Source organism: Candidatus Villigracilis affinis, from assembly GCF_016705895.1.
Taxonomy (GTDB): domain Bacteria; phylum Chloroflexota; class Anaerolineae; order Anaerolineales; family Villigracilaceae; genus Villigracilis; species Villigracilis affinis.
Map to the genome: position 1 here is coordinate 186,238 of NZ_JADJKT010000023.1, position 7,727 is coordinate 193,964.

Annotated in this window: 15 protein-coding genes; 7 read left to right on the top strand and 8 right to left on the bottom strand. The window is 50.5% G+C overall.

From position 1 onward, the window contains the following. The first annotated feature begins 42 nt into the window (after window positions 1-42). The 6 genes from IPI86_RS10065 (at window position 43) to IPI86_RS10090 (ending at window position 2,497) form a co-directional block, all read left to right on the top strand. The gene (locus IPI86_RS10065; RefSeq protein WP_345297869.1) at window positions 43-870 is read left to right on the top strand and encodes an alpha/beta hydrolase-fold protein; all 828 of its coding nucleotides are present in this window, start codon (window positions 43-45) and stop codon (window positions 868-870) included. 8 nt (window positions 871-878) lie between these two features. Further along, window positions 879-1,076, top strand: coding sequence for a hypothetical protein (locus IPI86_RS10070; RefSeq protein WP_345297870.1), 198 nt, complete (start codon window positions 879-881; stop codon window positions 1,074-1,076). A 105-nt stretch (window positions 1,077-1,181) separates the two neighbouring features. Next, complete coding sequence (locus IPI86_RS10075; RefSeq protein ID WP_345297871.1) at window positions 1,182-1,346, top strand: hypothetical protein; 165 nt, start codon at window positions 1,182-1,184, stop codon at window positions 1,344-1,346. Window positions 1,347-1,351: 5 nt separating this feature from the next. After that, entirely contained in the window at window positions 1,352-1,759 is a 408-nt protein-coding gene (locus IPI86_RS10080) for a CPBP family glutamic-type intramembrane protease (RefSeq protein WP_345297872.1), read from the top strand. A gap of 38 nt (window positions 1,760-1,797) precedes the next feature. Continuing rightward, on the top strand, window positions 1,798-1,935 hold the full coding sequence (locus IPI86_RS10085; RefSeq protein WP_345297873.1) for a hypothetical protein: 138 nt from the start codon (window positions 1,798-1,800) through the stop codon (window positions 1,933-1,935). A gap of 196 nt (window positions 1,936-2,131) precedes the next feature. Then, window positions 2,132-2,497 carry an alpha/beta fold hydrolase gene (locus IPI86_RS10090; RefSeq protein WP_345297874.1) on the top strand — a complete coding sequence of 122 codons (366 nt, stop codon included), beginning with the start codon at window positions 2,132-2,134 and terminating at the stop codon, window positions 2,495-2,497. 221 nt (window positions 2,498-2,718) lie between these two features. Here the strand turns inward: IPI86_RS10090 and IPI86_RS10095 are convergent, their stop codons facing one another. The 8 genes from IPI86_RS10095 to IPI86_RS10130 form a co-directional block, all read right to left on the bottom strand. Beyond that, window positions 2,719-3,036, bottom strand: a complete 318-nt coding sequence (locus IPI86_RS10095; RefSeq protein ID WP_345297875.1) for a hypothetical protein — start codon at window positions 3,034-3,036, stop codon at window positions 2,719-2,721. Between the two features lie 73 nt (window positions 3,037-3,109). Further along, window positions 3,110-3,523: an FtsX-like permease family protein gene (locus IPI86_RS10100; RefSeq protein WP_345297876.1), complete on the bottom strand. Its 414-nt coding sequence runs from the start codon at window positions 3,521-3,523 to the stop codon at window positions 3,110-3,112. Further along, complete coding sequence (locus IPI86_RS10105) at window positions 3,499-3,627, bottom strand: hypothetical protein (protein ID WP_345297877.1); 129 nt, start codon at window positions 3,625-3,627, stop codon at window positions 3,499-3,501. The genes IPI86_RS10100 and IPI86_RS10105 overlap by 25 nt, the downstream gene beginning before the upstream one ends. Before the next feature lie 6 nt (window positions 3,628-3,633). After that, window positions 3,634-3,795 (bottom strand): hypothetical protein, encoded by a 162-nt coding sequence (locus IPI86_RS10110; protein WP_345297878.1) that lies wholly within the window; start codon window positions 3,793-3,795, stop codon window positions 3,634-3,636. Window positions 3,796-3,802: 7 nt separating this feature from the next. After that, window positions 3,803-4,186 (bottom strand): hypothetical protein, encoded by a 384-nt coding sequence (locus IPI86_RS10115; protein ID WP_345297879.1) that lies wholly within the window; start codon window positions 4,184-4,186, stop codon window positions 3,803-3,805. Next, the gene (locus tag IPI86_RS10120; protein WP_345297880.1) at window positions 4,167-4,409 is read right to left on the bottom strand and encodes an FtsX-like permease family protein; all 243 of its coding nucleotides are present in this window, start codon (window positions 4,407-4,409) and stop codon (window positions 4,167-4,169) included. Before IPI86_RS10120 ends, IPI86_RS10115 begins: the two co-directional genes overlap by 20 nt. A gap of 159 nt (window positions 4,410-4,568) precedes the next feature. Then, window positions 4,569-4,808, bottom strand: a complete 240-nt coding sequence (locus IPI86_RS10125; protein ID WP_345297881.1) for a hypothetical protein — start codon at window positions 4,806-4,808, stop codon at window positions 4,569-4,571. A gap of 455 nt (window positions 4,809-5,263) precedes the next feature. Continuing rightward, window positions 5,264-5,584 (bottom strand): ATP-binding cassette domain-containing protein, encoded by a 321-nt coding sequence (locus IPI86_RS10130; protein WP_345297882.1) that lies wholly within the window; start codon window positions 5,582-5,584, stop codon window positions 5,264-5,266. A gap of 602 nt (window positions 5,585-6,186) precedes the next feature. On the opposite strand from IPI86_RS10130, the gene IPI86_RS10135 reads away from it, so the two are divergent. Beyond that, window positions 6,187-6,549: a TetR/AcrR family transcriptional regulator gene (locus IPI86_RS10135; RefSeq protein ID WP_345297883.1), complete on the top strand. Its 363-nt coding sequence runs from the start codon at window positions 6,187-6,189 to the stop codon at window positions 6,547-6,549. The last annotated feature ends 1,178 nt before the right edge of the window (window positions 6,550-7,727 follow it).

Sequence of the window (7,727 nt, forward strand, 5' to 3'; positions counted from 1 at the left end):
TCTGGGGTTACGGCATGCACCGATCATCTAAGTAGGTTCATCATGAAACACATTCCTAATTCTTTATTACTAACGTTTATCTTCGTGCTTAGCGCCTGCACTCCCATCGCCACTGCGATACAACCGACACAGATCGTAAGCACTCCAACAATTACTGCCCCAACGGAAGTCTTTCAGCCCATAAACACGATTAAGATTTCTGCTCCTTCTCTGAAAAACAATCTTGTTGGTGAAGCCGCAGAAAGGACAATCCAAGTCTACTTGCCGCCTTCCTACGGCATTCCAGACAAACACTTTCCGGTGATCTATTATCTGCCCGGCTATGGCGACAGCGGCATGATCGGTTTTAACCTTCCAGACAGCATGGATAGATTGGTCAGCGATGGAAAAGTGAATGAAATAATCATCGTTGTGGCCAATGGGATGAATAAACTCGGCGGTAGTTTTTATACCAATTCACCTGTAACAGGCAACTGGGAGGATTTCATCGCCCAGGATGTAGTCGGCTATGTGGATGGTCACTTTCGCACTTTGGCACAGGCCGAATCGCGCGGCATTACAGGCCACTCGATGGGCGGCTTCGGTGCGTTGAACATTGCCATGCATCGTCCCGATGTGTTTGGCGCGGTATACAGCATGAGTCCTGGCTTGTTCGACGAGAATGGATTGGCTGAATCGCAAATGTTCGAGAGCGAAAGGCTGATTCAGAGTTTCATCAAATTTGAAGAAAAGCTATCAGCCCTCCCGTTGGAAGAGGCGAAGACGAAGAATATCTTCTCACCGAGCAGTTCACGCTGTCCCACGGTTTCGCATTCGCGTCCAATCCCGATCGGCAACCTCCCTATTTTGATTATCCCTTCGCCGAAGTAGGTGGTCAGTTGATCCGCGACGATGAGGTTTGGAAAAAATGGGAGAGCGGCTTTGGCGGCATCGCCGATGAAGTCATACTATACAAGGACAACCTCCTCAAACTCAAAGGCATCGTTGTGGATTACGGCGAATACGATGAGTACAACTGGATACCCAAAGGCTGCATCTATTTCGGTGAACAACACCGCGGCGGGCATTCCTGTTAAAGTGGAAGCCTACAGCGGCTCGCATCAAAGCGTGCTCGGAGAACGCATTCGAGATTACATGCTTCCGTTTTTTCGGCTGTATTGAAGTTCGAGTAAGGAGAAAAAATGAATCGCAAACAACTCACTGTATATTTGATTTTGCTCGCTGGGTATGCACTTTCTGCTTATGTAACCTATGCCTTTTTCATGGATGAACTCGTCGCAACCATTGGCGTCTCCATGCCCGATATGGGCGTCCCCGACTGGGTTGGGGCTTGCCAACGCAGGTAGCGTGTTTGTGCTCTACGGTTTGTTCGGGCTGGCGGGTCTTTGGTTTGCCCGCAAACTCGAACTGCCTGGCATCTTCAGCGAAGACGGAAACTGGCGACGCTGGTTCGTCATCCCCTCTTGTGTTGGGTCTGGTCTGCGGTGTCTTTCATTATCGTTGGCGACCTGCTCTTCGCTCCCATCAATGGCTTTGGCAGGTTCCCCATCCGACCTTTCCCGTTTCCATACTTGCATCCCTCAGTGCGGGCATCGGTGAAGAGATCATGTTCCGTGGATTTGTCTTCGGCTTGTGGGGATTCATCCTCAACTGGCTGTTCAAACGCTTCAACGGACGCACCGTCGCATTGTCGTGGATCGCCAACGTCATCGCCGCGCTTGCATTTGGTGCCAGCATCTCGGCACCATCTTCCTGCTGACAGGCGCTTCATCCTTAGCCGATCTGAATCCTGTGCTATTGGCAGAAGTTTTCATCCTCAACGGTGTCGTCGGACTCCTCGTAGGCGAACGCTACATGAAAGACGGACTGGTCGCCGCGGCGGGAGTCCACTTCTGGGCGGATGTTGTCTTCCACGTGGTGTGGGGATTGTTCTAAAAGGAGTTTCACATGTCAACATTTACTCCATGTTCACATCGCCCGAAGGCGAAAAGGAAGTGCTAGTGCCCTATCAAGCCATCATGGACAAATGGGCGACCTCCCTGCCAGGAATTAACCATCTCGACCAGTTTCGGCGAGACCCACGTCATCGCCAGCGGACCCAAGACGCGCCGCCTGTTGTCCTGTTACTGCGTTGCTGGCATCTGCAATGTCGTGGTACCGAAATGTCGACGCGTTGAGTCAGTCCTATCGAGTCTATGCTGTGGATGTGATTGGCGAAGGGAACAAGAGTCGTCCCGTCAAACCGATCACGTCACTTGATGATTTCCTGCAATGGTTCACAGAAGTGATCGATGGTTTGGGCATAGACACCTTGTACCTGGCTGGCAATTCCTATGGCGGTTTCACAGGCGCCTACTACGCCATGAAACTTCCAGAACGGATTCGCAAACTTGTGTTGATCGGTCCCGCCGCGACAATTTACAAGATGCGACCTTTCTACACACACATGTTCATCCCCAAAGCAATCTATGGATTCTCCCCAAAGTACCTGGTGTGAAACGGGTCATGCACAGCAGTGTGGATTGGATGCACCAAGGTCTGCCTCGCGATCCGCTTTGGGAGCGCTGTTTTATAATTCAATGGTCTACGGCGGGTTGATCAATCAGGTGTTTCCCGCGTATGTACTCGAAAGAAGAGTTTGCCCAGATCAAGGCAAAGGTGTTGCTTATTCTGGGAGATAAAGAGGCAATCTACAACGATCTCTATTCTGCCATTCAATCAGCGCGGGAATTGATTCCCAACGTGAAGGTCGAAATCATTTCCGCCGCACATCATATCACCGCGGTTGCGAATCCAGAGAAGGTGAATCAAAAACTTCTTGAATTCTTTGCCGAATAACACCTGTCCAAGTGGACAGTAAAGACTCCCCATCGCTGCGGGGAGTCTTTTTACTCTATCCCCGTGCAGTTGCCTAATAATTTCCAAGCCGTCAATGTTATTGACGATGATATGCATGGTTCCCATCAAAGCAAGGATGACGATAGCCCAAATCACCACTTTCACGATCTTCTTTTTGTTATCAGTTTTTTGTTCCATTTTTATTCTCCTTTTTATATTTCCGTCATTGCTTCGAGCGAAAAGCACCGCCTTCGCAATGACGGGTTATTGATTACACATACGCCAGCGTCTCTCTCACCGTCAAACGAGACGCTTGCTGGGCGGGATAAGCACTTGCCGCAATCGAGCCGACAAAAATGACAGACAACCAAATGACAAGACCCATCGGCGACACGATCAACGGCAACGGCGAGCGGAAGGACATCATGCCGATCAGGTAGCCGATTCCCAGCGACAGCGGAATGGACAGCGGCAAGGCAATCACCCAACTCATCAATCCGATGAAGACTCCTTCGCTGATGATGTTTCGCAGGATGGTCTTTGACTTGGCTCCGATGGCACGCATAACGCCAAACTCACGTGTCCGCTCAATGACGCTGGTGCCCATGCTGGACATGAGTCCCAGCCCGCCGACTACAGCCATGACGGTTGAGATCATCATCAAGGCGACGATGAAGATATACACATGTCCGCTGATGGCTTCACTAGCAAAGCCTCTGAAACCGTGACCTTGACGCCGACATTCCCAACCGCCAATGCCTGCTCAACATCACGAGTAATGGATGCCATGACTCTTTAGTGTTCACGCATCACAACGCGGACGGCATTCGTCAACTCAACAGGTTGATTTGTGGCGATGGCATAAGTTTTAGGTAAGACGTACGCCGAAGATGGAGAAAGAGTCTGCTGGATAACGCCAACAAGTCGAAAGGTTTTTACTTCACCTTCGATCAGCAATTCGATCTCATCTCCCGGACACAGGTGCGTTGAAACGGATCTCCAAATCGTAGTGACGGTCTGCGGCGGATTGATCGAGGGCGGCTTGCCACCCACTACGCACGTTGATGCCCGTCATGAACATGGCACCAGCGGCGGAGAGCAGACCCAATGTAGGCATCAATCGTCCACGGCGGCGGAAGGTGTTGCGCAGAGCCAGGATCAGGGTGTTGTCAAAAAAACCGAATGCGGCTGAGCCAGCCGTCCCTTGGAGATGAAGCGGACGCATCAGGGCTGATGCCGTAATCGTTGAGAGTCTCCTCACTGTGATGCGAGTCGCCTTGAGAATGGGATCCAGTGCAACCAGCAACGGAATCAGAATGCCCGTGAAATCAAAACAAGATAGACCCATGACGGAACGACATCGCTGTAAATTTCAAGGTTTGAAGTTGAGCGATCACGCCCGTGAAACCACGTCCCGCGGCAATGCCCAGCGGAACGCCGATCAGCGACGCCGCAATACCGAGCGAAACAATCAACACAAGATACAAACCTGTGATCTGCCGTGTACGTGCGCCGATGGCTTTCATGATCCCGATCTGGCGGATCTGTTGCGCCAGCAAGCCAGTGATCATCGTTGCTGAGAATGGCGCTCAACAACAAAGCTATAAAAACTGAACACAAGAAACAATGTGATCACGGAGGTCATCTGACTTTGATGGGATGCCTGCCTGGCGGCGGAATGCGAATCCCATGCACAATATAACCCCTGCGCCTTCAGCCACACCGCTAACTCACTCACCGTTGATCTCGATGGCGGTCACGTTATACGGTTCATCGCTCACGATGACCTTCAGAATATTCAACGTCTCGCCTTCGCCTAGCATCGCCAACGTTGCAGGCGTGATGTAACCGTACACCGGTTGTTCCTGCCACGCAGGCGCAAGCGCAGGGTCGTGCACCGTGCCCGAAATTTTTATTTGTTGCGTCGTGCCGTTCGCTTTGGGAATTGAGATCGCATCACCGATGTTCAAATCAACATCGGCAGGACTTCACGCTCGACAGAATCGTTTGTTCCAATGGAGGATACGCCCGCATCAGGAGCGACCGTGCTGACACGACGTCTAAAATCTGGGACGACGAACAGCAACACGGCATCCATTCATTGGGACTGATCTCGGCTCTTCGCCCGACCCATGAGGTTGCTTCGGCTTCTGAAATACCATCTCTTTCGCTGACAGCTTGTACCAGCGCATCGTCCACTCGATCCAACTCCAATGAACGCCGAGGCGGGATTAACCGAGATAATTGCGACTTCATCTCACGACTGGCAATGGTATAGGCGCGCAAGAAATTGCCAACGCTAAAAATGCTGACCGCAATGGCAATGACCATCATCGCCATGCGCCCCTGTGCGGACGCAAATCACGCAACAACTTTCTTCCAACGAGGGCCGTTTCATTTTGCCCTCCGTTCACGAATTGAACCATCAGCCAAAAGCAATGGAACGGGTGAAGTATTGCGTGAGGTCACGTTCGTGAGTCACCATCAACACGGTCTTCCCCTCTGCAGCAAGATTCGCAAACAACTGCATGACCCCATCCGACGTGGCTGAATCGAGATTTCCTGTCGGCTCGTCCGCTACGATCAACGGCGGGTCGTTCGCAAGCAGGCGTGCGATGGCAGCGCGTTGTCGCTGTCCGCCTGAGAGGTCTGCGGGGAGTTTGTCAGCTTGTTCGGCGATGCCAACCTTTTCGAGCAGGGAGATCGCACGTCTCCCGTCGCTCGTTGACAGGGAACCGTATTGCAAAATCCATCGGCAGAACGATGTTCTCCGCAACGGTCAATGTAGGAAGCAGTTGAAAGAACTGAAAGACAACGCCCACATTCCGTCCACGCCAGACAGCCACCGCCTGATCCATCGCACGGACAGCCGTCCCAGCCACGAACACCGCCCGAAGTCGGCGTCGCCCGATCATGTTGATAAGCGTGACTTCCCCCTGATTTGCCAACCACCGCAAACTCACCTGTGTCAGCCATGCCCGGCATGCCTGACTGAGGAACTTCCCTGCGGCAACATCGTACGCCTTAGAGACTTTTTTCAACTCGATAGTGATTCTCGACATGGCTGAACCATCACCTGATTTTTACTTGCTAAACTTGTTACCATTTTCGATTTGCTCCTTTTCTTGTAAAAGAATATGATGTACACTGTATATGTTTCTGAACACTATGTTCGGTTATACAAAGATAATGAAAAGACGTCAACAACCAATGTGTTGAAATCGTACGTTATTGAACATTGAGGAGCGATTATAGATTTTAGCACAAAGGGTCACGAGAATAAAACCGAAAGGGTATAAAGCCTTTCCTTTGTGTACTTCGTGTACTAGTGGTCGAAAGGAAATTACCATGCCAAAAAAGTCAAACCCGAAGACCGCCGCATCCAGCGGATCACGACAATCACTGCAAACAGCCTTGAGTGAATTGATGGTGGAAAAGGACATGAAAAAGGTTACGGTGCAGGATGTAATAGACCGTGCCAATGTGGGACGCTCCACGTTCTATGCACACTTTGAAAGTCTGGATCAACTCCTCCTCAAAGGCTTTGAACCCTGCGCATGCAGTTCGAGGATTTCTTATCGGGAACAACCTTTGATATCGAAAGTCCCCCGGGTGTTGAGTCTTGCCATGTTCCAGCAGGTGCAAAAACAAAAAAGGAAGCTACATCACATTGACGCACATCCAGAAATTCTGCATGGATACCTGCCTTGATCATTTGAAACAAGGGTCTGCCAAAAGAAACAAAAATATCCACCTGAACAACTGGGCACTATGTCGCTAGTACGTTTATTGCCTTGATGACCTGGTGGATCGACAACAACTATCCCATCCCTGCTGAAAAGATGAATGAGATTTACCAAAGTCAATTCGTGGAGCCCGGAACAATGGCGATCATGATGGGGAGCAGAAAAGGATGTAAATAATGCTCGTCAGCCTTCGAAATTATGTACACATCCGATCGGACATACTGTCCAAGTGGATAGTGTAGACCCTCAATGACAGGGGTCTTTTGCTCTGGATACTATACAATAAAAACATAAATAGGAAAGGAAAAACCATGCAAGCCACCACCAACCGGGTTCGATCCCGATCTCAAAACGCCAGGCAAGCTTCCGTCCCTGGCTCATGCTCATCTCGCGCTCCGTGCTGTTCATCCTCTTTCAAGCCTTGATCGCGCTGATTCTCTTCCGCAACGGCACGGATTCATGCGGGATGAATCTGCCCGTTGGTGGACATTCACAGCATTCCTCACCAACTTTGTATCCATCTATTTGCTCGTGCGTCTGTACATATGCGGAAGGAAAAGGTTATTTCGATGTTATACACTTTTCACGTGAGACATGGAAAAGACACGGCTTGGTTCTTTGGAACAAACATCATCGGGCTACCCATTGGTGCCTTGCCAATGACCCCGCTCTGGCCGCCGCGTTTTTTGGTGACACCAGGATTCTACCACCATGATGTTTCGTCCGCTACCAACTTTGGGCATTTGTATTGAGCTTTCTCTTCCCACCCACCATTGCCTTCGCAGAATTACCCACCTATTTTGGTTATGTCATGCCGCGTCCTGAAGCACGCCTTTAAGACCGAAGCTGGCTCGCATGGCTTATCGCTTCCTTCTTTCTCGGCGCACAACATATGTTCCTGCCCCCTTATCTCGACGGTCGTTTCATACTATGGCGTTTGGGAATGTACTTGCCTTTCGCTCTCTTTGTAGGACTTGTCATCAAACTTCGCCCGACACTTTTACCCTACTTAATGATCCTACATGCACTGATGGATCTCTCGGCTGTTGCTGTTTATTTGACGATATAACCCCCCCCGAATCTTTCTTAACTGACAACTGGTCTGTAACAATTTTAGGGCGAACGCTGAATCCGCTCCTGTTT

What these genes read in the sequence shown, in the direction of transcription:
- IPI86_RS10065 (WP_345297869.1), top strand. Translation starts at nt 43, where the DNA reads ATGAAACACATTCCTAATTCTTTATTACTAACGTTTATCTTCGTGCTT.
- IPI86_RS10075 (WP_345297871.1), top strand. Translation starts at nt 1,182, where the DNA reads ATGAATCGCAAACAACTCACTGTATATTTGATTTTGCTCGCTGGGTAT.
- IPI86_RS10095 (WP_345297875.1), bottom strand. Translation starts at nt 3,036, where the DNA reads ATGGAACAAAAAACTGATAACAAAAAGAAGATCGTGAAAGTGGTGATT.
- IPI86_RS10105 (WP_345297877.1), bottom strand. Translation starts at nt 3,627, where the DNA reads ATGGCATCCATTACTCGTGATGTTGAGCAGGCATTGGCGGTTGGGAAT.
- IPI86_RS10115 (WP_345297879.1), bottom strand. Translation starts at nt 4,186, where the DNA reads ATGGGTCTATCTTGTTTTGATTTCACGGGCATTCTGATTCCGTTGCTG.
- IPI86_RS10120 (WP_345297880.1), bottom strand. Translation starts at nt 4,409, where the DNA reads ATGATCACTGGCTTGCTGGCGCAACAGATCCGCCAGATCGGGATCATG.
- IPI86_RS10135 (WP_345297883.1), top strand. Translation starts at nt 6,187, where the DNA reads ATGCCAAAAAAGTCAAACCCGAAGACCGCCGCATCCAGCGGATCACGA.